Source organism: Microbacterium abyssi (assembly GCF_015277895.1).
Lineage (GTDB): Bacteria > Actinomycetota > Actinomycetes > Actinomycetales > Microbacteriaceae > Microbacterium > Microbacterium abyssi.
This window is the reverse complement of the sequence record NZ_CP063815.1, coordinates 567,665-591,683: the sequence shown is the minus strand read 5'-3', so window position 1 is coordinate 591,683 and position 24,019 is coordinate 567,665. Positions and strand designations below refer to the sequence as shown.

General features: G+C 65.3%; 29 protein-coding genes and 1 pseudogene. 20 read left to right on the top strand and 10 right to left on the bottom strand.

The annotated features are described in order from the left end of the window. Window positions 1–37 precede the first annotated feature (37 nt). The 6 genes from IM776_RS02890 to IM776_RS02865 all read left to right on the top strand — a co-directional run bounded on the left by IM776_RS02890 (window position 38) and on the right by IM776_RS02865 (window position 3,668). Window positions 38–409 (top strand): ArsR/SmtB family transcription factor, encoded by a 372-nt coding sequence (locus tag IM776_RS02890; RefSeq protein WP_194421562.1) that lies wholly within the window; start codon window positions 38–40, stop codon window positions 407–409. After that, window positions 409–1,689 (top strand): MFS transporter, encoded by a 1,281-nt coding sequence (locus IM776_RS02885; RefSeq protein WP_194421561.1) that lies wholly within the window; start codon window positions 409–411, stop codon window positions 1,687–1,689. Before IM776_RS02890 ends, IM776_RS02885 begins: the two co-directional genes overlap by 1 nt. 153 nt (window positions 1,690–1,842) lie before the next feature. Next, entirely contained in the window at window positions 1,843–2,253 is a 411-nt protein-coding gene (locus IM776_RS02880) for a (2Fe-2S) ferredoxin domain-containing protein (RefSeq protein WP_194421560.1), read from the top strand. A gap of 82 nt (window positions 2,254–2,335) precedes the next feature. Next, window positions 2,336–2,674, top strand: a complete 339-nt coding sequence (locus tag IM776_RS02875; protein ID WP_194421559.1) for an ArsR/SmtB family transcription factor — start codon at window positions 2,336–2,338, stop codon at window positions 2,672–2,674. Continuing rightward, window positions 2,671–3,354 (top strand): cation efflux transmembrane domain-containing protein, encoded by a 684-nt coding sequence (locus IM776_RS02870; RefSeq protein WP_194421558.1) that lies wholly within the window; start codon window positions 2,671–2,673, stop codon window positions 3,352–3,354. Before IM776_RS02875 ends, IM776_RS02870 begins: the two co-directional genes overlap by 4 nt. A gap of 122 nt (window positions 3,355–3,476) precedes the next feature. Further along, window positions 3,477–3,668, top strand: a complete 192-nt coding sequence (locus tag IM776_RS02865) for a hypothetical protein (RefSeq protein WP_194421557.1) — start codon at window positions 3,477–3,479, stop codon at window positions 3,666–3,668. Window positions 3,669–3,716: 48 nt separating this feature from the next. Here the strand turns inward: IM776_RS02865 and IM776_RS02860 are convergent, their stop codons facing one another. The 3 genes from IM776_RS02860 to IM776_RS02850 all read right to left on the bottom strand — a co-directional run bounded on the left by IM776_RS02860 (window position 3,717) and on the right by IM776_RS02850 (window position 6,590). Further along, window positions 3,717–4,037 (bottom strand): metal-sensitive transcriptional regulator, encoded by a 321-nt coding sequence (locus tag IM776_RS02860; protein ID WP_194421556.1) that lies wholly within the window; start codon window positions 4,035–4,037, stop codon window positions 3,717–3,719. A 22-nt stretch (window positions 4,038–4,059) separates the two neighbouring features. Beyond that, window positions 4,060–6,258: a heavy metal translocating P-type ATPase gene (locus IM776_RS02855; protein ID WP_422730932.1), complete on the bottom strand. Its 2,199-nt coding sequence runs from the start codon at window positions 6,256–6,258 to the stop codon at window positions 4,060–4,062. 71 nt (window positions 6,259–6,329) lie between these two features. Beyond that, on the bottom strand, window positions 6,330–6,590 hold the full coding sequence (locus IM776_RS02850; protein WP_194421555.1) for a YHS domain-containing protein: 261 nt from the start codon (window positions 6,588–6,590) through the stop codon (window positions 6,330–6,332). A 197-nt stretch (window positions 6,591–6,787) separates the two neighbouring features. On the opposite strand from IM776_RS02850, the gene IM776_RS02845 reads away from it, so the two are divergent. From IM776_RS02845 to IM776_RS02820, 6 genes are all read left to right on the top strand, one after another. Continuing rightward, window positions 6,788–7,237 (top strand): DUF6153 family protein, encoded by a 450-nt coding sequence (locus tag IM776_RS02845; protein WP_194421554.1) that lies wholly within the window; start codon window positions 6,788–6,790, stop codon window positions 7,235–7,237. 90 nt (window positions 7,238–7,327) lie between these two features. Then, the gene (locus IM776_RS02840) at window positions 7,328–7,936 is read left to right on the top strand and encodes a DUF305 domain-containing protein (protein ID WP_194421553.1); all 609 of its coding nucleotides are present in this window, start codon (window positions 7,328–7,330) and stop codon (window positions 7,934–7,936) included. 178 nt (window positions 7,937–8,114) lie between these two features. Then, entirely contained in the window at window positions 8,115–8,921 is an 807-nt protein-coding gene (locus tag IM776_RS02835; protein ID WP_228479884.1) for a F510_1955 family glycosylhydrolase, read from the top strand. Between the two features lie 221 nt (window positions 8,922–9,142). Then, window positions 9,143–9,346, top strand: coding sequence for a hypothetical protein (locus tag IM776_RS02830; RefSeq protein ID WP_194421551.1), 204 nt, complete (start codon window positions 9,143–9,145; stop codon window positions 9,344–9,346). Window positions 9,347–9,459: 113 nt separating this feature from the next. After that, the gene (locus IM776_RS02825) at window positions 9,460–9,861 is read left to right on the top strand and encodes a four-helix bundle copper-binding protein (RefSeq protein WP_194421550.1); all 402 of its coding nucleotides are present in this window, start codon (window positions 9,460–9,462) and stop codon (window positions 9,859–9,861) included. A 57-nt stretch (window positions 9,862–9,918) separates the two neighbouring features. Then, window positions 9,919–10,515 (top strand): DUF305 domain-containing protein, encoded by a 597-nt coding sequence (locus IM776_RS02820; protein ID WP_194421549.1) that lies wholly within the window; start codon window positions 9,919–9,921, stop codon window positions 10,513–10,515. 99 nt (window positions 10,516–10,614) lie between these two features. On the opposite strand, the gene IM776_RS02815 is transcribed toward IM776_RS02820, so the two are convergent. The 6 genes from IM776_RS02815 to IM776_RS02790 form a co-directional block, all read right to left on the bottom strand. Beyond that, entirely contained in the window at window positions 10,615–11,019 is a 405-nt protein-coding gene (locus IM776_RS02815) for an arsenate reductase ArsC (protein ID WP_194421548.1), read from the bottom strand. Further along, window positions 11,016–12,038, bottom strand: a complete 1,023-nt coding sequence (locus tag IM776_RS02810) for a metalloregulator ArsR/SmtB family transcription factor (protein ID WP_194421547.1) — start codon at window positions 12,036–12,038, stop codon at window positions 11,016–11,018. Before IM776_RS02810 ends, IM776_RS02815 begins: the two co-directional genes overlap by 4 nt. Continuing rightward, window positions 12,035–13,132: an ACR3 family arsenite efflux transporter gene (gene arsB / locus IM776_RS02805; RefSeq protein WP_194421546.1), complete on the bottom strand. Its 1,098-nt coding sequence runs from the start codon at window positions 13,130–13,132 to the stop codon at window positions 12,035–12,037. Before arsB ends, IM776_RS02810 begins: the two co-directional genes overlap by 4 nt. Continuing rightward, window positions 13,129–13,455, bottom strand: coding sequence for a thioredoxin (gene trxA / locus IM776_RS02800; protein ID WP_194421545.1), 327 nt, complete (start codon window positions 13,453–13,455; stop codon window positions 13,129–13,131). The genes arsB and trxA overlap by 4 nt, the downstream gene beginning before the upstream one ends. After that, a complete protein-coding gene (gene trxB, locus IM776_RS02795) occupies window positions 13,452–14,447 on the bottom strand; it encodes a thioredoxin-disulfide reductase (RefSeq protein WP_194421544.1) in 996 nt (331 codons plus the stop codon). Before trxB ends, trxA begins: the two co-directional genes overlap by 4 nt. A gap of 120 nt (window positions 14,448–14,567) precedes the next feature. After that, window positions 14,568–14,951 (bottom strand): hypothetical protein, encoded by a 384-nt coding sequence (locus IM776_RS02790; RefSeq protein ID WP_323741045.1) that lies wholly within the window; start codon window positions 14,949–14,951, stop codon window positions 14,568–14,570. A 203-nt stretch (window positions 14,952–15,154) separates the two neighbouring features. Here IM776_RS02790 and IM776_RS02785 point away from each other — a divergent pair. Continuing rightward, window positions 15,155–15,914: pseudogene (locus IM776_RS02785) on the top strand (helix-turn-helix domain-containing protein); the annotation flags it as partial. Window positions 15,915–15,972: 58 nt separating this feature from the next. On the opposite strand, the gene IM776_RS02780 reads toward IM776_RS02785, so the two are convergent. Next, a complete protein-coding gene (locus IM776_RS02780) occupies window positions 15,973–16,290 on the bottom strand; it encodes an ArsR/SmtB family transcription factor (protein WP_194421542.1) in 318 nt (105 codons plus the stop codon). Between the two features lie 276 nt (window positions 16,291–16,566). Between IM776_RS02780 and IM776_RS02775 the strand changes: the two genes are divergently transcribed. From IM776_RS02775 to IM776_RS02745, 7 genes are all read left to right on the top strand, one after another. Further along, window positions 16,567–17,301: a hypothetical protein gene (locus tag IM776_RS02775; protein ID WP_194421541.1), complete on the top strand. Its 735-nt coding sequence runs from the start codon at window positions 16,567–16,569 to the stop codon at window positions 17,299–17,301. A 1-nt stretch (window position 17,302) separates the two neighbouring features. Continuing rightward, window positions 17,303–17,917 (top strand): M23 family metallopeptidase, encoded by a 615-nt coding sequence (locus tag IM776_RS02770; protein WP_194421540.1) that lies wholly within the window; start codon window positions 17,303–17,305, stop codon window positions 17,915–17,917. 19 nt (window positions 17,918–17,936) lie between these two features. Continuing rightward, window positions 17,937–18,224 carry a hypothetical protein gene (locus IM776_RS02765; RefSeq protein WP_194421539.1) on the top strand — a complete coding sequence of 96 codons (288 nt, stop codon included), beginning with the start codon at window positions 17,937–17,939 and terminating at the stop codon, window positions 18,222–18,224. Window positions 18,225–18,490: 266 nt separating this feature from the next. Then, window positions 18,491–19,684 (top strand): hypothetical protein, encoded by a 1,194-nt coding sequence (locus IM776_RS02760; protein WP_228479883.1) that lies wholly within the window; start codon window positions 18,491–18,493, stop codon window positions 19,682–19,684. Beyond that, window positions 19,681–21,174: an SCO6880 family protein gene (locus IM776_RS02755; RefSeq protein WP_194421537.1), complete on the top strand. Its 1,494-nt coding sequence runs from the start codon at window positions 19,681–19,683 to the stop codon at window positions 21,172–21,174. The genes IM776_RS02760 and IM776_RS02755 overlap by 4 nt, the downstream gene beginning before the upstream one ends. Window positions 21,175–21,371: 197 nt before the next feature. Next, complete coding sequence (locus IM776_RS02750) at window positions 21,372–22,757, top strand: ATP-binding protein (RefSeq protein ID WP_194421536.1); 1,386 nt, start codon at window positions 21,372–21,374, stop codon at window positions 22,755–22,757. Further along, window positions 22,754–24,019, top strand: coding sequence for a MinD/ParA family ATP-binding protein (locus tag IM776_RS02745; protein WP_194421535.1), 1,266 nt, complete (start codon window positions 22,754–22,756; stop codon window positions 24,017–24,019). The genes IM776_RS02750 and IM776_RS02745 overlap by 4 nt, the downstream gene beginning before the upstream one ends.

Sequence of the window (24,019 nt, the reverse complement as noted above, 5' to 3'; positions counted from 1 at the left end):
CGGTAGCTCGGCCTGATTAATATGTAATAATCTGCGTATGCATGCAGATACTAAGTGTTCGTTGTCGGTGGAGAGCAGTTATGTCGAGCTGGCCGCCGAGGTGTTCTCGATGCTTGCGGATGCGACGCGGGTGCGGATCATTCTTGCGTTGCGGGATGAGGAGCTTTCGGTGAACCACCTCGCCGATATCGTCGACAAGTCCCCGGCTGCTGTCTCGCAGCATCTAGCGAAGCTCCGCCTGGCGCGGATTGTGCTGGCGCGGCAGGAGGGCACGAAGGTGTTCTACCGGCTCGCGAACGAGCACGCCCGGCAGCTGGTGGCGGACGCGATCTTCCAAGCACAGCACTCGCTGAGCAACGACCCTCCCCACCACCGTGGGGAGCACCCGTCACCGGAGGACCTGCGCTGATGCTACGCGTTCTGCGCAACGCCACCTATGCGAAGCTGTTCTCCGCGCAGGTGATCGCCCTGTTGGGCACGGGGCTTCTCACGGTCGCCCTGGGGCTGCTCGCGTTCGATATCGCGGGGGATGCCGCTGGGTCCGTGCTCGGCACGGCGCTGACGATCAAAATGGTCGCCTATGTCGGCGTCGCGCCCCTGATCGCGGCAGTGGTTGACCGGTTGCCGAAGAAGGCGGTGCTCGTGACAGCCGACGGGGTGCGGCTGGTGATCGCCCTGCTGTTGCCGTTTGTCACGGAAGCGTGGCAGATCTACGTGCTGGTCTTCGTGCTGCAGTCCGCGTCTGCGACTTTCACCCCGGCGTTTCAGTCCCTGATTCCCGCGGTTCTGCCCGAACCGAACGACTACACGCGTGCTCTATCGCTGTCGCGACTCGCCTATGACCTCGAGGCGCTGGTGAGCCCGACGATCGCCGCGGCGCTGCTGACACTGGTCAGTTACAACAACCTGTTCGTCGGCACTGCCATCGGATTCGCGTGCTCGGCGGCCCTCGTGCTGCTTTCCCGGCTGCCGGTCCGATCCGATGACGAGCCCTGGACATCGTTCTGGCAGCGACTCCCGATGGGAGCAAAAGTGTTCGCCCGCACGTCAACGCTCCGCTTTCTGATGTTGACCAACATTGTCGTCGCGGCCGGCACCGCGATCGTGCTCGTGAACTCGGTGGTGTACGCCCGCGGGGTCTTCCATCTTGACGACGCCGCTCTCGCGCTTGCGTTGGCCTGTTACGGCATCGGCTCGCTCGTGGTCGCGGTGAACATCCCCTGGGTGGTTGTGCGGATCGGTGTGATCCGCACGATGATCATCGGAACAATCCTCATCGTCGTCGGCCTCCTTGCGGCAGTCATCGTCACCGCCGTCTCTGCGAAGACCGGGTCAGGCTGGATCGCACTGCTGGGCACCTGGGTGGTGCTGGGCATGGGAACATCCCTGGTGAACACACCCTCATCGCGGCTTCTCGCCGATGCCTCTACGCCCGCGAACCGGAACCTCGTCTACACGGCTCAGTTCGCCCTCTCCCACGCCTGCTTCCTGATCACCTATCCGATCGCGGGCTGGCTCGGCGCTGCCAGCCTTTCCAGCGCGGCACTCGCCCTGGCCCTGATCGCCATCGTGGCCGCAGCGTCCGCGCTTGTTTTCGCCAGAGTGAAGATCCTGCAAGGCTCCGAGCGGCGTGCCAGGCAGCCAACCTCTCAGGGCGGAAAGCCCGACACCACGAGGACGCGAAAGTAATGCTGGTGTCCGAACGGGTACTCCCCATCCTCGCTGGTTCCGGCGGGCGCTTCATCAACGGCAAGGAGGCCTGCCGCGGACTCGCGCGGAAACCAACCCGGGACTTCGGCCTCCCACGTCTTCGCTTGGTCCTAAAACCGAGGTGGTAGTGAGATGGCAAAGAAGCAACGACGATCGCAGGCGACAAACCAAGATCAGATGATCGTCGTGGTGTGCCGAGGCGGCGACTGCGGCAGCCGGCGCAAGCACCCCGACACTGACCACGCTGCACAGCTTCGCGAGATCAGAAACGCCGCTGGCACGAACACCGCTGTCACAGTCAGCAGATGTCTCGATGCGTGCGAGCACTCCAACGTCGTCGTCATCATTCCTGATGCGGACGGCCGAAACGCTGGCGAGTCACCGGTCTGGGTCGGAGAAGCAAACGACGCCGAGGTCACCGCCGAAATCCTCAAGACGATGGCCGGCCCCAGCGATCTCACCGGTGTTCCCGCGCTCGTCAACATCCACACCTTCCACCCGACTCGTCAGAATCGTCGGGAACTGGACGAAGAGATCAGCTGAGACGCACGCACGCCGACCGGATGCCCGGAGCGGTATCAGTTCACGGTTCGTTTAATTCATGAAAACATGTATCGTATTGAACATGCCTACTGCTCTCGCGTCCGCGACGCACACCGCAGCGGTCGCGCGGCTCGGCCACGCGCTGTCTGATCCGACCCGCGCTGGCGTCCTGTTGGCGTTGCGGGAAGCTCCTGCATACCCGTCAGACCTCGCGGATGCTCTAGGCGTCTCGCGGCAGGTCATGTCGAACCAGCTTGCATGCCTGCGCGGCTGCGGACTGGTCGAGGCAATCCCGGACGGCCGGCGCACTTGGTACCGGCTGGCCGATACCCACCTCGCCCCGGCCCTCGACGAACTGATGCGCGTTGTCTTGTTCGTCGACCCCGACTGCTGTGGCGGAGAGAACTGCACCTGCGCATGAGCGCCACCGAGGCTCGGCCCGGCAACGAGCGCCGCATTGTCCTCCAGCGGCGTGTCCGGTGGATCGTCACCGCAACGATTGTCTACAACATCGTCGAAGCGATCGTTGCCATCTCGGCTGGCTCAATCGCGTCCTCGACCGCGCTCATCGGATTCGGCCTCGACTCCACCATCGAAGTCCTCTCGGCGGCAGCCGTCGCGTGGCAATTCACACGCCGCGATCCAGAGCGGTGGGAGCAGGGGACGCTGCGCGTCATTGCAATAGCTTTCTTCGCCCTCGCCGCATACGTCATCGTCTCCTCTGCTCTGGCCCTGCTCACTCAGACAGATGTCGAGCATTCGACGCTCGGCATCGTCATGACCGCGCTCAGCGTGGCGACCATGCCCTTCCTCTCGTTCGCGGAACGTCGCGCCGGCCGCGAACTCGGTTCGGCGACGGCAGTCGCGGACTCGAAGCAGACCCTCATCTGCACGTACCTGTCCGCCGCGGTGCTCATCGGGCTCGTGCTCAACAGCCTGTTCGGCTGGTGGTGGGCCGACGCGATCGCGGGTCTCGTCATTGCGGGCTTCGCGATCCGCGAGGGCATCGAAGCCTGGCGCGGCGACGCCTGCGCGACCACCGTAGGGATGCTCCTTGAAGACGACCATGAGCACGGCGAGTACGACTCGCACGAGCACTAAGAATTCACCGACCCCCTGGCGGAGGTCCGCCCGATGTGCTGGGCATGCGAAGCTGCGGTGGTTGGTCTCATCACCGCACAGAGCACCAGGAAAATGCGCTGTGCCGCAGGTAGCGTGGCGGTATGTCGATCGAAACGTATATCGCGGTTCTGCACGACGATGAGGCGGCGGCCGATGAGGGCGAATCCGTCCTCTGCCCGCTCCAGCCCGATGGGCAACCCAAGCCCAGCATCGATCACGATGGCGTGCTCTATGACCTCCTTGACGCTCAGGGTCCGGACGGTGTCTTTGAGTACAGGCGCGCGGAAGCGTGAACCGTTCTGGGCTTCATCAGACCAATCAGAACTGATCTGAAGCGCGGTTCAGCGCACCAGGCGCGCGATCGCCTGAGACGCCTCACGCACTTTCTCTTCAGCGATGTCCCCGCCGGCGCGAGCGGCATCTGCCACACAGTGACGCAGGTGGTCTTCGAGAAGTCCGACGGCAACGCTTTGCAAGGCGCTGGTCAGCGCGGAGATCTGAGTGAGGATGTCGATGCAATACTTCTCGTCCTCGACCATGCGGTGGATACCGCGTGATTGTCCTTCGATGCGCTTGAGACGGGCGAGATAGCGGGCTTTGTCAGTGATGTACCCGTGGTCGCCGTGGTCGCAGGACGTTGTGGGGTCGGCAGCAACAGTCATCTGGATCTCCGGGCGGGTGTCGTCATCGATTCAGGATGGCGCGGGTCGTGGTATCGGGCCGCAGATCGAGTCGGCGCAACAGCTGTGCGTTGAGGGCGACGACGATCGTGGACAACGACATGAGAATCGCTCCGACCGACATCGGCAGCACGAATCCGATGGGGGCGAGGATGCCGGCGGCGAGGGGCACGGAGATGAGGTTGTAGCCGGCGGCCCACCACAGGTTCTGCTTCATCTTCCGGTACGAGGCCCGTGACAGTTCGATCACGGAGAGCACCGAGCGAGGGTCGTCGCTGGCGAGGATGACGCCGGCTGAGGCGATCGCGACATCTGTGCCGGCGCCGATCGCGAGCCCGACGTCGGCCTGCGCGAGGGCAGGGGCGTCGTTGACGCCGTCACCGACCATCGCGACCTTCCGGTCCTCGTTTTGGAGCTCCTGGACCTTGGCGGCTTTGTCCTCGGGGCGGACCCCGGCGAAGACGCGGTCGATGCCCAGTTCCTCGGCGACGGTGTGTGCGACGGATGCAGCGTCGCCGGTGATCATCACGACCTGAACGCCGAGCGCGTGAAGGGCGTCGACGGCTTCGCGGGATTCCGAGCGCACCTCGTCAGCGAGCTTCAGGGCTCCGAGAACGCGGCCGTCCTGGGTGACGTGGAGGATGATGGCACCGTCTGCACGCCACCGATCGGCGATCGCGAGTTCGCTCGCGCTCTCCTCGGAGAGCAGGTGCGGTCCGCCGACCCGGATGGTTGTTCCCTCGACGGTCGCGGTGACGCCCACGGCGGGTGACGACGTGAAGTCGGCGCTGCGTGGGACGGTGAGCTGCTTGTCGTCGGCCGCGCGGACGATGGCCCTCGCAAGTGGGTGCTCGCTGTCGGCTTCGGCGGCTGCGGCCAGCGCGAGAACGCGGTCGGGGTTGGTGCCGTCGACGGCGGAGACTTCGGAGACGACAGGTTCACCCTTGGTGAGGGTGCCGGTCTTGTCGAACAGCACCGTGTCGACCGTGCGCATGCTCTCCAGCGCCAGGCGATCCTTGACGAGCACGCCCCCGCGCGCGGCGCGTTCTGTGGCAATCGAGACGACCAGCGGAATGGCCAGGCCCAAGGCATGCGGGCAAGCGATGACCAGCACCGTGATCGTGCGGATGACAGCAGCGTCGGGAGCCCCGATGAGCGTCCACACGATCGCCGTGATCGCTGCAGCGCCCAGAGCGAACCAGAACAACCACGCGGCAGCCGTGTCGGCGAGGCGCTGCGCGCGGGAAGAGGAACTCTGCGCCTCCGTCACCAGGCGTTGGATGCCGGCCAGGGTCGTGTCATCACCGGTCGCGGTGATCTCGACCCGAAGCCCCGAGTCGGTGGCGACAGTTCCTGCCGTGACCTGGTCACCGATGCTGCGCTCCACGGTGCGGGATTCGCCAGTGACCATCGACTCGTCCATCGATGCGTGTCCATCGACGATGCGTCCGTCCGCGGGGACGCTTGCGCCGGGCCGCACGACCACGACATCGCCGACGACGAGCTCGGCAGGTGAGACCGTGACGACCTGGTCGCCCTCCACACGTTCCGCCTCGTCCGGCAGGAGCGCAGCGAGAGAGTCGAGAGCGGACGTGGTCTGAGCGAGAGAGCGCATCTCGATCCAGTGCCCCAACAGCATGATGACGATGAGAAGGGCGAGTTCCCACCAGAAATCGAGCTCATGGTGCACGATGCCCAGGGTCGCACCCCAGGAGGCGACGAACGCGACCGTGATCGCCAGGCCGATAAGCAGCATCATCCCCGGCTGGCGAGAGCGAAGCTCACTGACCGCCCCAACGAGGAACGGCTTGCCACCCCAGACGTACATGACCGTGCCCAGCACGGGCGACACCCACGAAAGACCGGGGACGTCGGGGAGGGCGTAGCCGAGGATCATCGAGAACATGCCGGAGAGCGCGACGGTGGGGACGGCCAGAACGAGCATGATCCAGAACAGCCGCCGGAACTGACCGACGTGGTCGCCATGTCCCGCATGACCGCCGTGCCCACCGTGGCCGGACGTTGCGCTGTGGCCCTCGTGCGACATCGACTCGCCATGCTCATGCGGCACTGCACGATGGTCCGTCTGCGAACCGTGCGCTGTCGCGGTCACCGCGGCAGGGTTCGACGGGGTATGGCCGTGCGCCACATGATCGTGATCGGCGTGTGCGTGCTCCGCGCCGCCATTGTGCGGGGTGCTCATGGACATATCCTCCTCGGAGTTGATGAACCGTGCAGGCCAAATGCTGCAGCCGGCACGCTAGTGTCGCCGTCTCAGACGGCGGCGGTGGCGTATCTGGCCGGGTCAGCGTCGAATGCGGGACCGCATCCGGCGCAGCAGAAGTAGTACCGGTTGCCGTCGTAATCGCGGAACAAACCGGCGGCTTCCGCGTCCGCCTTTACGACGGCGCTGCCCACCATGACGGGGCATTCGGCGTACTCGTCCGCCGATCGGGCGAGAAGATCCTTGCGTCCGTCGGCAGCGACGGTGCCAGGCTTGTGGCCGCAGCAGGATCCCATGATGGAGTCGGACATGTGGCGTTCCTCTTTCTCGCGATCGGTACGGACGGTGCGTCTCACACCCAAACCATATACCCCTAGGGGGTATTCCGGGTACGATGAGTAAAATGCCTTGCGGCCATTTCCCGTATTCGCGAACGAGGTCAGTTCGTCACCCGAAGAGGCGCATAGTCCGCGGTGTTAGCATCCTGAGCAGGACGGAGGATCAACGCATGCAAGTCGCGTTTCGCACCACACGCCCGCAGCTGTCGCTGCGCGCGGTGTTGATGCTCGGCGCGGCCACGCTCATGGTCATCGTCGGGCTGCTGGCGATGCACACCTTCACCGCCGAACCAGCCGGGCACGGATCACCCGGGCTCACCCACTCAACATCCGCAGCCGGCGATGAGCACGTCACTGACCTGATGGGCAGCCCCGACAGCGTGGGCACCGCCTGCGATGGGCCCTGTCACGTAAGCACCGGGCCCGGCCAGGGCCACAACGACATGCTGACGGCCTGCGTGCTCGCGCTACTCGCCGGCCTCCTGCTACTGCTTCCTCCGACGCTGATCCACGGTCGCGGCCTGCCCCTTCACCGAGCGATGAGCCTGGTGAAGTGGGATGCCACAGGTGTCCTTCCGCGAGCTCCCTCGCTCACGTTCCTTTCGATAAGTCGCACCTGAGTAGTCGCCGCCGACCCAAGCGGTCGGTCTCGTGGCGCCGCCTGGCGCCGTTATTTGCGAACCCTCATACGACTTATCGAAGGAACAATCATGAACAAGAAACTCCCCCTCGCTGTCAGCACCGGCATCCTGACACTCGCGCTAGCGCTCAGCGGCTGCGCGGACAACAGCACCGCACCGTCCAGCGAGACCACCTCCCCGTCGCAGTCGTCGTCGACCTCACAGGCGACTGAGGCGGACGAGATGTTCGTCACGATGATGATCCCGCATCACCAACAGGCCATCGAGATGGCCGACATCTTGCTCGCCAAGGACGGGGCAGACCCACGCGTGGTCGAACTCGCCGAACAGATCAAAGCAGCGCAGAGGCCCGAAATCGACAAGATGCTCGGATGGCTCGAAGACTGGGGCGTGGACTACGACCCTGACTCCATGGCCGGCATGGACCATGGGTCAATGGGCGGTGACGACAGCATGATGTCCGAAGAAGACATGACCCTGCTGGAGAACGCAGACGCCGCCGAGGCCAGCCGTCTGTTCCTCGAACAGATGATCGTGCACCACGAAGGTGCCGTCGACATGGCGCAAACTGCCCTTGACGACGCGCAGAACCCGGACGTCCTCGACCTCGCCCAGCAAGTGATCGACGATCAGACCGCAGAGATCGCCACAATGCAGGAACTCCTGGAACAGCTCTAGGACCCGACCCGGGCGGGCCGAGAACCATTCGGCCCGCCCTTACCTGCCACCTCTCTGCCACGCCCTCGACATCCATTACATGTCGGTGCGCTCCTGCCGCGCGCCGCAAAGCCAGGCCGTCCCGCGGCCGCCACCGGAAGCCATCATGAAACGCTCACCTCTTCTCGCCACTACCACTGTGACGGCCCTCGCCGTCATCGCCACCGGCTGCACCGCAACACCGCTCGGAAACCCCGATCCGGCACCCCGCATCGACCACATCCACGGCATCGCCGAAGACCCACGCGGCGATGACCTGCTCATCGCCACACACAACGGCATCTTCACCCTCGACCCCGGCGGGAAGATCTCCGGCCCGATCGGCGGACACGATTTCGACGCCATGGGATTCACCGCCTGGAAAGACACGCTGTTCGCGTCCGGACACCCCGGGGAAGACACCCCGGATGAACTGGGAGCCCCGAACCTCGGCATCATCCGCAGCGACGACTACGGGAACTCCTGGTCCCCGATCGCTCTCAACGGGACCACCGACTTCCACGTCCTGACCGCAGGACCAGACGGCGTCCTGTACGGCATCCCTTCCAGCCAGGTGAACCTACTCACCAGCACCGACGACGGAAGCACCTGGACAGAGCGTGCACCCCTCGGCGCCGCTGATCTCGCCGCCACCGAATCCGGCGTGTACGCCGCAGCCGAAGAAGGCATCCTCCTCAGCACCGACGGCGGCAACACCTTCACGCCCGTCGACGCGGCCCCTGTTCTGTACGCTCTGGAAGCGCGCACGGACGGCACCCTTGTTGGTGCCGGTACGGACGGGGTCCTGTGGTCACAGGACGAGAACGGTCCTTGGCAGAAGTTGGAATCGCTGCGCGGCGCCGTGCAAGCACTCACCGTCATCGACGAGCGCATCATCCTCGTCGACGACCGCGGCATCGTCGAGATCACCACAGACGATACGACCGTCCTCAGCCCCGCCCGATAAGAGCGGATACTGACACCCCCCCGCGCTCAAGGACCTCTCATGGATGAGCCCAAGAACCCTCTGCGGAATCTCACGTTCTTCATCACAGCCGCGACGATCGCTGTCGCCCTCCTCGCCACCGCCAGCTTCCTCACCATTGGAGTGATCTTCCGATGACCCGCGATGGAACCCACCCGCTCGATCCTGTCCGAACGCATCGACGACTCATCCGACTCGGGTACATGCTCCTGACCACCGGGCCGGTCCTCGCGCTGACGCACCTGTTGAGTGATGCCCGGTGGGCCGAGGGCACCTGGTGGACCTACACGGTAGCCAGCTACGACGTCGCGCTGATCATGGTCATCGGTGCCGTGGCGCTGGTCCTGCGAAAGCCCCCTCGCCCGGCCGCGGGGACGGATCGACCAGACACCAACCGTGAACGTTGAGGCACGCGTCGCGGGGCCGGAGCTACCATGCCCTCCCGGGGTATTCAACGGGGTGCCGCAGGCGACACCGCGATCGTAGTTTGAGAGCTCCAGGACGACGAGAGGATTCGATCATGACTGTCGCGGCAGAAATGCTCCGCACCTATCCGAAGGACCTCGGGCAGGTCGACCAGAAGGCGCTCGTGGAATGTATCGAGGCCTGCATGGAATGCGCCCAATCGTGCACAGCATGCGCGGATGCGTGTCTGAGCGAGGAGATGGTCTCAGAGCTCACGAAGTGCATCCGCACGAACCTGGACTGCGCCGATCTCTGCGACACCACCGCGCGCATCCTGTCCCGACACACCGGCTACGACGCCAACCTCACCCGGGCAACGCTGGAAGCGTGCCGCACCGCGTGCGCAAGTTGCGCCGACGAGTGCGAGCAGCACACGATGCACGAACATTGCACCGTGTGTGCGGCGGCCTGCCGGCGATGCGAAGACGCGTGCGCCACGCTCCTCGCGACCCTCTGAACCGGACGCTCGTCGACAGCGCGACGCGCAACCAATCCAGACGAACAGGTGAATCACATGTCACAGGACGCCCATGAAGGAAGCCAACGACAAACGGAGGACAAGAAGCACGGATCGCTGAAGATGTACCTGCGATTCGCGGCGATGATCCTCACCGGCATGGTCGTGATGTATTGGACGATGTTCGCTGGAGTATGGGAATGGGGACACATCCGCTTCAGCGAAAGCCGCGTGTTCATGGCCCTCACCATGGGCGGCGCCATGGGGCTCGTCATGCTCGCCTGGATGCTGAACATGTACAAGAACGCCAAGGCGAATATCGCTGTTGTCATCATCAGCGTGCTCCTGCTCGGAGGCGGCGTTGCGCTCGACCGCAGCCAAATCACTGTAGACGACACTGCGTACATGCGGGCCATGATTCCCCACCACTCCCTGGCGATCACCCGATCCGAAAGAGCACAAATTCAGGACCTCCGAGTCTGCCAACTCGCCATCGAGATTAGCGAAGCTCAACGCCGAGAGATCCTTGAAATGGAGTGGCTCATCGACGACATCGAACGCAACGGGCTCGCCACGACACCCGAGGACTCACAGAATCGTCCCGTCCCCGACTTCCACCGGGCGGCCGAGCGTGAATGCCATCGCGACGAATGACGATCTGGAGCGGTTCCGTCGTCGGCAACCACATTGTCATTGAGTCGCTGTCGGCGGAAGGAAGTACTCCGCGGGGAACTATTCGCCGGCCGATCTGGATCAGATCAGCTCGGCGACCAGCTTCTCGATGCGGGCGCGAATGCCGTCGCGGATCGGTCGGACGGCATCGATGCCCTGGCCGGCGGGGTCGTCGAGCTTCCAGTCCTCGTAGCGCTTGCCCGGAAAGAATGGGCAGGCGTCGCCGCATCCCATGGTGATGACGACGTCGGAGGCCTGCACGGCCTCGGTGGTCAGGATCTTGGGCTGCTCGGCGGTGATGTCGATGCCAAGCTCGCCCATCGCTTCCACGGCGATGGGGTTGATCTGCTCGGCGGGCATAGAGCCTGCGGAGCGGACTTCGATGCGGTCGCCGGCGATGTCTCGGAGGAATCCGGCGGCCATCTGCGAGCGGCCAGCGTTGTGCACGCAGACGAAGAGGACGGAGGGCTTGGCGGTGTCGGTCATGAGGACTCCTGTGGGTGGCGGTCAGTGGTGAGCTGGTTGACGAGGGCGCGGACGCGGTCTTCGATGTCGTCGCGGATGGCTTCGACGCCTTCGCGGGAGGCGAGGGCGGGGTCGCCGACGGCCCAGTCGTCGTAGCGGACGCCGGGGATGATCGGGCAGACGTCGCCGCAGCCCATCGTGATCACTACGTCGGCGGCGCGGACGGCGTCGTCGGTGAGGGGCTTGGGGAACCGCTCGACCGCGGCATCTCCTTCGATCTCGGCGAGGATCGAGCGCACGTGGGGGTGGATGACCTCGGCGGGGCTCGAGCCCGCGGAGCGGGCGATGACCTTGCCGCCGGCGATCTGGTTGACAAGGGCCGCTGCCATCTGGGAGCGGCCGGCGTTGGCGACGCAAACGAACAGCACCTGCGGCACCGACTGGTCGCGGTCGCGGGTGAAGTCCGCGAGACGCTGACGGGCGAAACGCTCGGTGAGCGGGACGAGGGCGCCGGTGACCTTCGCCGTGCGGGCGAGCGACGTGTAGGACTCACGAACGATGCTCAGCACGGCCTCCGGGGCGAGATCGGGAACCTCCGCAGCGAGCTCATCGGCGAGGTGGGTGATCCGGGCATCGAAGTCGGGGTGGTCTACGCGGCCACCGGAGTCGCTGTCCATGCCGGGCTCGGTCATGGTCGCCGGTGCGAACGAGTCCAGCAACGCGGTGACGGCACCGCGGCGGCCCGGGTTGATGCGGTACCAGACCCACGTCCCGCGGCGCTCGGACGTGAGGACGTCGACGTCTTTGAGCACCTTGAGGTGGTGGGAAACGGTGGGCTGGGACACGTCGGCGAGCTCGGCGAGGTCGCACACGCAGGACTCGCCGCGCGGGTCGGAGGCGATGGCGGAGAGCATGCGCAGGCGCAGCGGGTCCGAGAGGGCCTTCAGAGTCATGGAGACGGCGGATGCCGCCTCCTGACCGATGGCGTGAGTGGGAACGGGACTGCAGACGTCCGCGGGATCCGCGAGCGTGACGTTCATGACGGGATCCTCTCGCCGGTGTACGGATCGGTGTGGAACCAGGCGCGTGCTGCCCAGAGGGAGACGTAGACGAGACCGACGAGAACAGGGACCTCGATGAGGGGGCCGACGACCCCTGCGAGAGCCTGCCCGGATGCGGCACCGAAAGTGCCGATAGCGACCGCGATGGCCAGCTCGAAGTTGTTGCCAGCGGCCGTGAACGCCAGCGACGTGGAGCGGGCGTAGTTCAGCCCCAGGACCTTGCCGAGCAGGAGCCCGGCGAACCACATCAACCCGAAGTAGGCCAGCAACGGCAGCGCGATCCGGCCGACGTCGAGCGGCTTGGACAGGACCGCGTCGCCCTGCAGCGCGAACAGCAGCACAATGGTGAACAGCAGCCCGTACAGCGCCCACGGACTGATCACGGGGAGGAACTTCTTCTCGTACCAGGCCCGGCCGCGACGCTTCTCACCGATCCACCGGGACGCGAAACCCGCCACGAGTGGCACGCCAAGGAAGACCAGCACGTTCAGCGCGATCTGCCAGACGGAGATCTCGACCCCCTGGGTATCCAGGCCCAGCCAGCCGGGCAGGACGGTCAGGTAAAACCAGCCCAGCAGCGAGAACGCGACGACCTGGAACACCGAGTTGATGGCGACGAGCACGGCGGTCGCTTCGCGGTCGCCGCAGGCGAGGTCGTTCCAGATGACGACCATGGCGATGCATCGTGCGAGGCCGACGATGATCAGCCCAGTGCGGTACTCGGGCAGGTCCGGGAGAAAGCTCCACGCGAGGGCGAACATCACCGCGGGACCTGCAACCCAGTTCAGCACCAACGAGGAGACCAGCAGCTTCTTGTCGCCGGTGACGGCGGCGACTTTGTCGTAGCGGACCTTCGCGAGCACCGGGTACATCATCACCAGCAGCCCGAGCCCGATGGGCACCGAAATGCCACCGACCTCGAGGTGGCCGAGCAGGTCCGATAGGGCAGGGACGAACCGGCCGAGAAGGAGACCCGCGACCATAGCGAGCCCGATCCACAACGGCAGCCACTTATCGAGGGTGGACAGGCGCCGGACCGCGACGGGAGCAGAAGCGACAGTTGCGGTGGTCATGACAGCAGCGCCTCGATCTTCTCGGCGATGACCGGCTTCGGGTGCGCGCCGATGAGGATGTCCGTTCGGGCACCGTCCCGGTAGAACCCGAGGGTGGGGATCGACGTGACGCCGGCGGCAGTGACCGTGTCGGGATTCTGGTCGGCGTCGACCTTGACGATCTTCACGCGCCCGTCGTACTCGGCCGCCAGCTGCTCGAGCAGCGGAGCGACCTGACGGCACGGACCGCACCAGGTGGCCCAGATGTCCACCACGACAGGGATGTCGGAGCCGAGGACCTCGTCCTGGAACGTGGCGTCGGTGACGGCGGTGAGGGTGCTCATGCGAAGACCTCCTCGGCCTCGGTCAGGGCGTCGACCTCGGCCGAATGGGCTGCATCGTTCTCCAGCGCGGCGAGGAAGTGCTGAGCGTCTTGCGCTGCAGCACAGCCGGTACCTGCCGCAGTAATGGCCTGGCGATACGTGTGATCGACCAGGTCTCCGGCCGCGAAGACGCCGGAAAGGTTCGTCCGGGTCGAGGGGTGGTCCACGAGCACGAAGCCTGCAGCATCGGTGTCGACAATTCCCGTGACGAGCTCGGAGCGCGGGTCGTGGCCGATGGCGATGAAGAGCCCGGTCGCAGGCAACTCCCGCTCCGCACCGGTGACGGTGTCACGAAGGATCACGGACTCGAGCTTCTCGGCCCCGTTGAGGCGTGCGACCTCGCTGTTCCACGCGACCTCGATCTTCGGGTGATCGAGCACACGCTGCGCCATGATCTTCGATGCGCGGAACTCGCCGCGGCGGTGCACGACGGTCACCTTCGATGCGAAGCGGGTGAGGAACAGGGCCTCCTCCATCGCGGAGTCGCCGCCGCCGACGACCATGATCTCCTGCTCGCGGAAGAAGAACCCATCGCACGTGGCACACCAGGAAACCCCGCGGCCGGTCAGGCGCTCTTCGTCAGGGAGGCCGAGCTTGCGGTAGGCGGAGCCCATGGCGAGGATCACGGCACGGGCGCGGAATGTCTCGCCGGCGCCGGTCTCGACTGTCTTGACTCCCCCATCGAGATCGACGTGAACCGCGTCGTCGAGGAGGATGCGGGCGCCGAACCGCTCGGCCTGCTGGCGCATCGACTCCATCAGCTCCGGACCCTGCACGCCGGCGATGAAGCCGGGGAAGTTCTCCACCTCCGTCGTCGTCATCAGCGCACCACCAGTTGTTACTGAGCCGGCGATCACCACCGGGGACAGGTTCGCCCGGGCCGCGTAGATCGCGGCCGTGAAACCCGCGGGGCCGGATCCGACGATGACCAACCCAACCTCTTGATTCGACATGTCTCTATATTGACATTCATCAAAGCAAGGCGCAATCAGGGGCGGGACAGTTCACCGATTCTTCACCTGGACACACCAAGAGGGCGGCTCCCAAGGGAAACCGCCCTCTCCGGAGCCAAGTCAGTCGACCCTGACGGGACGGGCCCCGATCTGCAGCACCGACGGTGTGCCGCAACAGCTGGCGCCCTCACTGTCGAAGCCGTCGGCACGCCCGCAGACTCCAGTGTCGGGAAGCACGAGCTCGTTGCGCTCGGCGGCCTCATGGTCGCCGGCGAGGTGCGCCGCGACGCTGCGCACCTGCTCGTACCCGGTAAGCGCGAGGAACGTGGGGGCACGGCCGTAGGACTTCCCGCCGACGAGGAACAGTCCCTGCTCGGGCTGCGCCAGCTGACGCGCACCCGTGGCTCCGACGGATCCGCAGGAGTGGATGTTCGGGTCGATCTCCGACGCGATCCCGGCAACGGCGTCCAGCGACCCGTCTAGGTTGACGCGTACCTCGCGCAAGATGCTCGTATCGAGTCGGAACCCGCGAGAGCGAAGACGTGCGCGACGCCGGAGATCTCCTGATCGTTCTCAGCGATGACCGTCAGCGCGTCGCCGTCTGTTCTTCCCACAGAGGTTGTGGGCAGCGTGGGCTGATGGAATGAGGTGAGGACCTCCGGTATCGATATGGGTAACCACACCTGATCGAGTCCACGGAGGTCCTCGTGTCTTACGTTACCCATGCCAATGCCAAGCTCACTCCTGCCGGTCGGCTTGCGCTGGTCCGCGCTGTCGTCGATGACGGATGGTCTCACGCGCGTGCTGCGGAACGGTTCCAAGTCGCTCGGGGCACGGTGTCGAAGTGGGTCTCCCGCTACCGGACCGGCGGGCAGGCGGCGTTGCAGGATCACTCTTCGCGTCCGCGCAGGTCACCGAATCGGACGCCGGCGCGGACGGAGCGGCGGATCATCGGGCTGCGAGTCACACGCCGGTGGGGTCCGCATCGGATCGCATATCACCTGCACCTGCCACAATCGACGGTGCCGAAGGTCCTGGCCCGCTACCGGGTGCCGCTGCGGGGACACATAGATCTGGACACCGGGATCAGAGTTCGCAAGCCCAGGCCGGTGCGTTACGAGCACGCGAATCCCGGGGATCTGGTCCACGTCGATGTGAAGAAGCTCGGCCGCATCCCTGCTGGTGGTGGCTGGCGCACCTTGGGCAAGGTGAAGGGGAAGAAAAGAAGGTCCAATATGGGCCATACCTTCCTGCATCCAGCGATCGATGACCATTCGAGGGTGGTCTATTCCGAGATCCTCGACGACGAGCGCAAGGAGACCGCTGCGGGGTTCTGGGAACGCGCGGATGCTTACTTCGCCAACCTTGGGATCACCGTGCTGCGGGCACTCACCGACAACGGCGTGCTGCTACCGCTCACACTTGTTCAACGCCACGCTCGGCGAGCATGTGAAGACCCCATACCGCTCTCGGAGGCCAATCACCCATCGACCGCGTCCACAATGTCAGTGGGAAGAACAGCTAGCTAGATCTCCCCGATTTCTTGCCCCAGTCGCAGATACAACTCCGTGACAGCCTCATCATTGACGCGGTAGACGACCCACTCCCCACGCTTCCGCACGGCCTTGGGCGGATCAGCCAACAAGAGGCCCGCCGCCTCCAATTCACCGAGGTACGGGACGATGGTGGTCGGCGCCACCTCCAGCGCGTCGGCGATCGCCTTGCGCCCGACGTTCGGCGTACGGCGCACTTGTCGGATAATGCCCGCTTTGACCATGTTCCCGAGGACGGCGAGTGGCCCCTCGGCTCCTTCACCGTCCACCGGGCGTGCATATTTGGGCATGTCTCCATTGTGAGCCGTAGCTGCTCACACATCTACTAGGAACCGAATTGATTACCCGTTTACTTCCAGAGTGGATGGGTGTACCGTTCACATCATGCTTAGGTCAATGTCGCCGAGCGGCGCAAGTAGCGGGCGCGGGGGCATCTTGTCCCCCAAACGGCCTACAGACATGCGAAAGCGGACCGGAGTAACGTCCAGTTCGTCACTGCGGCGTTCGCCGGTGCAGTGCAGTCCCGGCTACGCCGCCATCCTGATGCTTCGGGAGGGCTGACCATCATGGCCAGGGAGCGCACACGTCAACGGGGCCTTCTTTGGGCTCTGATCGGCGGAGCAATCCTGCTTGCTGGCCTTATCGCGATCTTCGTGAACGCCATGCTCACCCCGCCGGTAGACGACCCGACGTCACCGCCGGCAATCACCCCCTCGGCCCCACCGGAGACCTCGCCGCCGGCTACAACGGGCGATGTAGTAGACCCCAATGTGGCGGAGGTCGGGTGGGTTCCTGAACCGATCACGACCGATCCGGAACTATACATTCGGCGAGCCCTCGAGGCAGCGTCCACATTCGACACACAGCTGGGCGAGCGAGAGGAATGGCTCACTTACCTCGACACCTGGTTCACCCCGGACACCCGGTACACATCGTCCGCCGACCAGCAGGAAGAGATGGAAGCGGCACAACTCGAGCTGCGGCAGTCGGTAGTTCTCCCGGAGCCAGAGTGGGACTCGCTCAGCCAAGAGGAAGGCCGCGTATCGGCATCCGTTGTCGGCGATATCGGCTTCGTCGACGTGCCTGAGGATCCCAGTGGTGACATGCGTATCGGCACGGCAGATGTGACGTTGACGTTCGTGCGCGTTTCTGGTGACGGCTCTGAGCACGCTTATGACGAGACCGTGCGGGTCAGCGTGCAGGTGCTCTGTGGTGAGGGTTCGGTGCCGACGCCGGGGTCGTCGCAGCAATCGGGCGATTGCAAGGTCGTGCGTTACTTCCCGGAGCCCATGGAGCCCTGACGTGGGCGTTCCTGCTTTCGCCGTCACGGCCCTCGCGCGATCGAGGACCGGACGTCGGATAGTGGTCATATTGTTCGCGGCGGTGGCGCTGCTTGGCCTGTTCGCCCTCGCTCCGTTGGCGATGATCCCGTTGGCACTGGCCGGCTCTTCCATCACCCCAGCCGCAGCTGCTACCGCCATGGTTCCGGCTACCAGCGGAGATTGGGGCTACCCGCTTGCAGGCGATTACTTCAAGGGTCGCGGGTACGGCTACAACCCCGTTGCCGGATGCTCCTACTGCTCTACGGACCATCAGGGGTATGACATGGCTCAGGGCTGTGGAACCACCATCCACGCCGCCGGCCTCGGAACCGTCATCACTGCCGGTGAGTTCTACGGCTGGGGCAACACCGTCCGCATCGATCACGGCGGGGGCCTCGTGACCCTGTATGGGCACATGCAATGGGACTCAATTCGCGTCGCTGTCGGAGATGCCGTCGTGGCAGGTGATCCGGTGGGGTCCGAAGGCAACACCGGTAGATCCTTCGGCTGCCACCTGCATTACGAAGTCCAGCGCGACGGAGTCGCGATCGATCCCGAGCCGTTCATGACCGCGCTCGGCCTGCCCCTGAAGTGAGACCGAAAGAGAGATCATCGTGCACAGTCCATTCACCGTCGACGTCCCAGATATCAATCCGGACTTCTCCGCCCCGTTCTTCCAAGGGTTACAGGTCATCGCCTCCTACGTCCTTGCCGGCGCGATGATCGTGGTCTTCATCATGCTGGTCGTCGCCGGCGCGGCGCTCAGCTTTCGCGGGTTGGCCTCCGACCGTGTCCGCACGTGGGCGGGCGAGAACATCCTGTGGATCTTCATCGCCGCCGCCGTCCTGGGCGCGGCGAACGGATTGTTTGCCTGGTTCGTCAATTTCGACTTCGGGTTCTGATGTACCGCACGCGCACAGCCATCGCGGGAGTCCTCCTCGGGCTCCTGGCAGCAGTGTGCGCGCTGGCCCCTGCCCACGCAGGCACTCATGATCGTGTGACCACCATGGCCGAGACCGCACCCGCCAGAGTTCTGATTCCCGTCACCGGGCAATCATGGTCGTCGCCCGCGTACCCGGTCCTCTGCAAGGAAACTTCCGGTCAAGTGTCGTGCACGCCCACGAACGGCAGCGACGTCAAGCCACAGCAGTGTTTCCGAGGCGTCCTCATGGATGGTATCCGCGCCACAGTCTGCACCACCTACGAGGGTCATGTGCGGACGATTCAAGAAGCCGGCGGCAAAGCGCTCGTAGTCGAGTACGGGTGCAGCGTCGGCGACGTGGTCTGCGTCACGTTCGAGAACGCTGGCCGCGGCATGGCGATGGGCACGACCGCGGTCATGCTGCTGGTCGCGGCGAACATGCGGTTCGACACCACCACAGTGCTGTGGACGGCAGCGGTTGGCGAATGGTCTTTCTGGCAGTGGGCGGTCCTCGCTGTGCTCTTCGGCGCGATGGTCTGGGCGATCGCGGCGGCGATCGTCTCCGGTAGCCGGGATGAACTTGTCGGTGCCATCGTGCGCACCTTCATCGCTATCCCCGCCGTCCCCCTGACCCTGTGGGGCATCGGGCATCTCTTGAACGCGATCGATGATCTGACCTGGTACGTCATGAACCGGGACGGCCCGATCACGCTGTTCCAGGATCTGCAGAAAGTGATGTGGGCGGGTGGTCAGGCCAACTACTTCTTCGCGTTCCTCATCCACGGGCTCTTGCTGTTGGCGATGTTGCTGCTGATGCTCGTGTTCGCATTTCGGAACATCGCGCTGGCCGCGTTGATCGCCGTGGGCCCGGTCGCGTGGATGCTGTTCCCCGTGAAGACCGTCGGTCCGCAATGGGTCGTCCGATACATCTCAGCGACAGTTGCCCTGCTGTTAGCGGGGCCGTTGACGAACGGGTTCGTCGCGTTGATCGTGAACGGGCTGGCCGATGTTGAGAGCATCTGGGACCCGCAGTCCTGGCCCCTCCTCGTCGGTCTCGTCCTCGCCGCATTCGCGCCCCTGGCGGTTTTTGGCCTGTTCAGTTTCGTCGGGGCATCGGCCACCGACAGCATCGGCTCGCGCATCGGCAGCTCTGCGGGCCGGGTCGCCACGAGCGCGGCGCGCTCTGCTGGTCGGATGCCGTCACGATTGGCTGGCATGCCCGCCGGAATCCCCGCAGCAGGAGCCGCCCGCGGCGCCGCATCCGCAACCGCGGCCAAGCCGTCCCGTTCCAGCACGCAGCGTCCCACCGGGGCCGGCAGCCCAGCACGGAGCCGTACCGCGCCGAGCGCGAAGCCCGTCTCAAGCGGCGCGCCGGCCGCATCCCGTCCCACGCCGTCGGCAACGCCGGCATCTTCGCGTCCTGAGAGGAAGACGCCATGACCGCTGCATTGAATGAAGAGCGCCCGGTCCGGCTTCCTGGCCGCTCACGCCAGGGGATCGTCCTGGGCATGGACGGCTGGCAGCTCGGCTGCATCGCCGCGGCAGCGGTCATCGTGCTGATCTTCACCAACCGATTCGGCCCGGTCGGGCTTCTCTACGCGGCCCCGCTCTACCTGGCACTCGGGATCGCCGCGGTGATCACCGTCCACGGGCTGTCTGCACCGAAGATGTTCGGCCTGTGGGTGATGAAGCAGACGCGTCACGCGACGGGCGCCACGACACAGGTCTTCCGTCCCGAGCATGTCCATGTGGTCGGCACGTTGAACCTGCCCGGCGTGCGCGCGTCAGTCCAGTTGTGGAACGTCGAAGGGATCGCGTGCGTGTACGACCCGCGAGGCCGCACCGTCTCGGTGACCGCGGAGCTCGAGGTTCAAGGGTTCCTCATGCACAACGCTCCCGAGCGCCTCGATCTCGCGCAGCAGTGGTCGCGAGTCCTGGCATCGTTCACGCAGCGGCCCGGCGTCAAGCGCATCACCTTGCAGGAGCGAACGCTGCCGACGACGATTCGCAGCGCACGAGAGCACTACGACACTGTCACGGAGCATCGAGTGCTCGATCGCACCTCCCCTGTGGCGGCGAATTATGAGCGCGTCATGAACGATTCCGAGCGGTTTGCCGTCGCGCATCGCAATTACCTGACGTTCACGCTCGATCTCGTCGCCCTCGGCACGCAGGTCAGGGCACTCGGCGGCGGCCGCACCGGTGCCCAAGCTCTCGCGCTCGTCGAAACCCGCACCCTCGCCGATGCACTGACCACCGCGAGGATCAACGTCCGCGCCTGGCTGTCACCGCGCGAGATCGCCGCCCTCGCACGGATCGCGTTCGACCCCGAGTTCGCTGCCAACGTGCAAAACCGCACCGAGAGTCTCTTCGGTGTGGATCCGCTCGCGATCGGGCCGATGTACCTCGAGGAGCCGGCCGGTTCCAACCGGTTGGTTCGCACCGACTCCGGTGTGCATACGACGATGTGGATCCACGAATGGCCACGATCTGATGCCCACGTCGGCTTCATCTCTCCTCTGGTGTTCGCTCGGCACCCGCACACCGGGGAAGCCGTCACGCACATCCTCTCCCTCGTCCTTACCCCGGTCCCGTTGAAGCAGGCACTCAAGCGGGTGCGGGATGAGAAGAAGGTGTGGCGCGGGAACGAGAAGCTCCGCGCGAAACGAGGCACGGACGGCAACGCCGCCGACGACGCCGACTGGCTGGCGCTGGAGAAGGAAGAGCAGGAACTCGTCGCCGGTCACGGAGAGTTCCGCTACGGAGGGTACCTCACCGTGACCGCTCCCGATGAGGAGCAACTCGACCAGGCGCTGGCCGGAATGCGGAATGCTCTCGCACAAGCCGAGATGGAAGCGCAGATCCTGTACTGCCAGCAAGCCGAAGCCCTCATGGTCAACGCGATCCCGATCGGCCTGGGGATGAAATGACCCGGCGCGGCCTCGTCTTCGAACCCGACGGTCTCTCCCGAAGGGAACGCCGCGCACTCCGCAGGGAGAGCGCGCGCCACGAGCGACACGATGCCCCGCCGCCGGTCACGCGCCGCGGTCGCGGGCTCCCAGAGCCGGCTGTTCCGGGCCCGTTCGGCCCCGGACTGGCCGAGGGCGGGTATTGGAACCTCGCCCCGTTGCAGATTCCGCCCCATCAGGCGACCTCGCAGCACATCGCCGGCATCTACCCGTTCGTCGCCGACGCGGGACTCGGGCACCGGGGCCCGATCGTCGGTGTGGACCTCAACGCCGACTCGCTCTGGCACTTCTCGCCCTGGGAGACCTACGCGGACAGCACCGACCGCGGTTCGTTCTCGACCAACGTCCTGGTGCTCGGTGCCTATCGGGCCGGGAAGAGCGCGGTCATCAAGACCCTCGTGACCCGGTCGATGGCGTTCGGGCACCAAGCAGTGGTGCCCTCCGACCCGAAAGGCGAATGGGTCACCGTCGCCGAGGCGATCCCCGGCGGGAACGTCATCCGGCTCGGTGGCGCCTACGACACTCGCCTGAACCCGCTCGACCGGGGCCCGCGTCGCACCGGTGTCACGAACGAGCAGCACGAGCAGATGGTGAAGCAGCGCCGGATCACCGTCCTGACCTCTCTCGTGGAAGCCGCCCTCCCCGCCTCACACCTCACCGCCGTCGAGCACGCCGCTCTCCTCGAAGCGCTCGAGCGCTGCATCGTCCACACGAACGACCGGCCGACCCTGCGCGGGGTGTACGTCGAACTGACCTCGCTGGCACGGGAGACCGACCAGGATCGGCATCTTGCGCAGGGCGCCATCCAGCCCAGCTTCGTCCTGCGCAGGTTCGTCAACGGCGATCTCTCCGGGCTCTTCGAAGACGAATCGACCGTGAGCTTCGATGATGCGGCCCCGATCGTCGTCGTCGATACCTCGGAGTTGTTCGCTCGGGGGGATCTGGTCGCGCAGCTGTCGCAGATCTGCACGACCGCGTGGAATCAGGCCGTGATCTCCGATCGCGGCGCACGCCGAACCCGCTATGTCATTCGCGAGGAAGGGTGGCGCGACATGACCTCGCTCGCGTCGTTGCAGATGTATCAGCAGTGGTTGAAGCTTTCTCGTCACTACGGAATCAGCAACATCGTGATCCTGCACAAGATGGGCGATCTGGACGCTGTCGGTGAAGCGGATTCTCAAGAACGCAACCTCGCTTACTCGATCGCCGGCGATATCGAGAACAAGTTCATCTTCCGGATCAACCAGCAAGAAGGCACCAGCATCCAACAGCGCCTGAGCATCCCACCCGCGCACGCCGCCATGGCCCGGCAACTGCGCAAAGGCGAGTTCCTCGCCTACGTCGGACAGTTCTCCTACCTGGTGGATGCGTTCGCCACCTCGACCGAGTGGGAGTACGACCTCTTCAAGACCGATGACGCCATGGATCTCGACAGCCGCTACGACGACGAGTTCCGCAACCTCGACAACCCGGTCGTCGACTCGCTCTGGCCCGACGACACCTCGGTCGACGGATGGCTGACCGCCCAGAAGGAACTGCAATGACCACCGACACCACACCCCGCGCATACGCGACCGTCACCGGCCCGAACGCCACCTTCATCGCCCCCAACGGTGACGCAGAACCCATCTCCGCGACCACGGGCGAGGACATCCGCCACATCGTCGTGCGCCGCGCGACCGACGAAGCTAGGCGCACCGGAACCGCCCTCGAACTGGTCACATCTGGGGACCGCGGTGACCATCGCCTCCTCATCAGCGCAACCGGTGACATCACCGCCGCCCCAGTCGACATGGCGCCGGCGACCACCACGCCCGAGGTGGCGGAGCCGGAGCCTGTCGTTCCCCCAGTTGAGCCGTACGACGTCAACACCGAAGTGGATGCCTCGGGTTCGCGACATTCGTTCATCCGCTCTGCCGGCGACGCGCCAAAGGCGAGCATCGGATGGCGAGGACTCGCCGCACGCGCCGGCATCGTGATCGCCGAGACGAAGACGCAGCAGCGACGGCGCGAAGCGATCGGTCGGGTGTCTCGGCATTGGGCCGGGTATCGGAACATCGCGGTCGCCAACGGCAAAGGCGGTGTCGGCAAGACCATGACGTCCGCGATGGTCGCGGCGGTTTTCGCCCGATACGGCGGTGGCAACGTCCTCGCCTGGGACAACAACGACACTCGCGGAACGCTGGGCTGGCGCACCGAGCAGGGGCTCTATGACACCACGATCCGCGACCTCCTCCCCGCAGCCCGCGACCTCCTCGCCGCGACCGCATCCGTCTCCGATATCTCCCGGTTCGTGCATCACCAGCCCGACGATCGCTACGACGTCCTCCGCTCCAACCCGGAACTGCTGGCCGCGCATCAGCGCATCGAGAAGGACGAGTTTGACCTACTGCTGCAGGTCGCCGTGCACTACTACCGGCTCACCGTGTTCGACTCCGGCAACGATGAGTCCGCCGACCGGTGGCTCCGGATGGTCGACAACTCACACCAACTCGTCATCCCCACCCTCCCCTCCCCCGAGTCCGCCGAGTCCGCCTCCCTGCTCCTGGACGCGCTGCGGCAGCGTGACCGGCACTCGGCGGCATTGGCGACGAACGCCGTCGTGGTCGTCACCACCCCCGAATCAGGCTCCCGCCGCGCCACCAACACCATCGCCGCCGGATTTTCGGACCAGGTACGGGTCGTCGAGACCATCCCGTTCGACCCGGCGCTCAAGAGCGGCCAGTTGCGGTTCGACGCGCTCGGCCGGGCCACGCAGGACGCCTGGCTTCGCGTCGCGGCAGCTGTCGCAACCGGGTTGGACTGA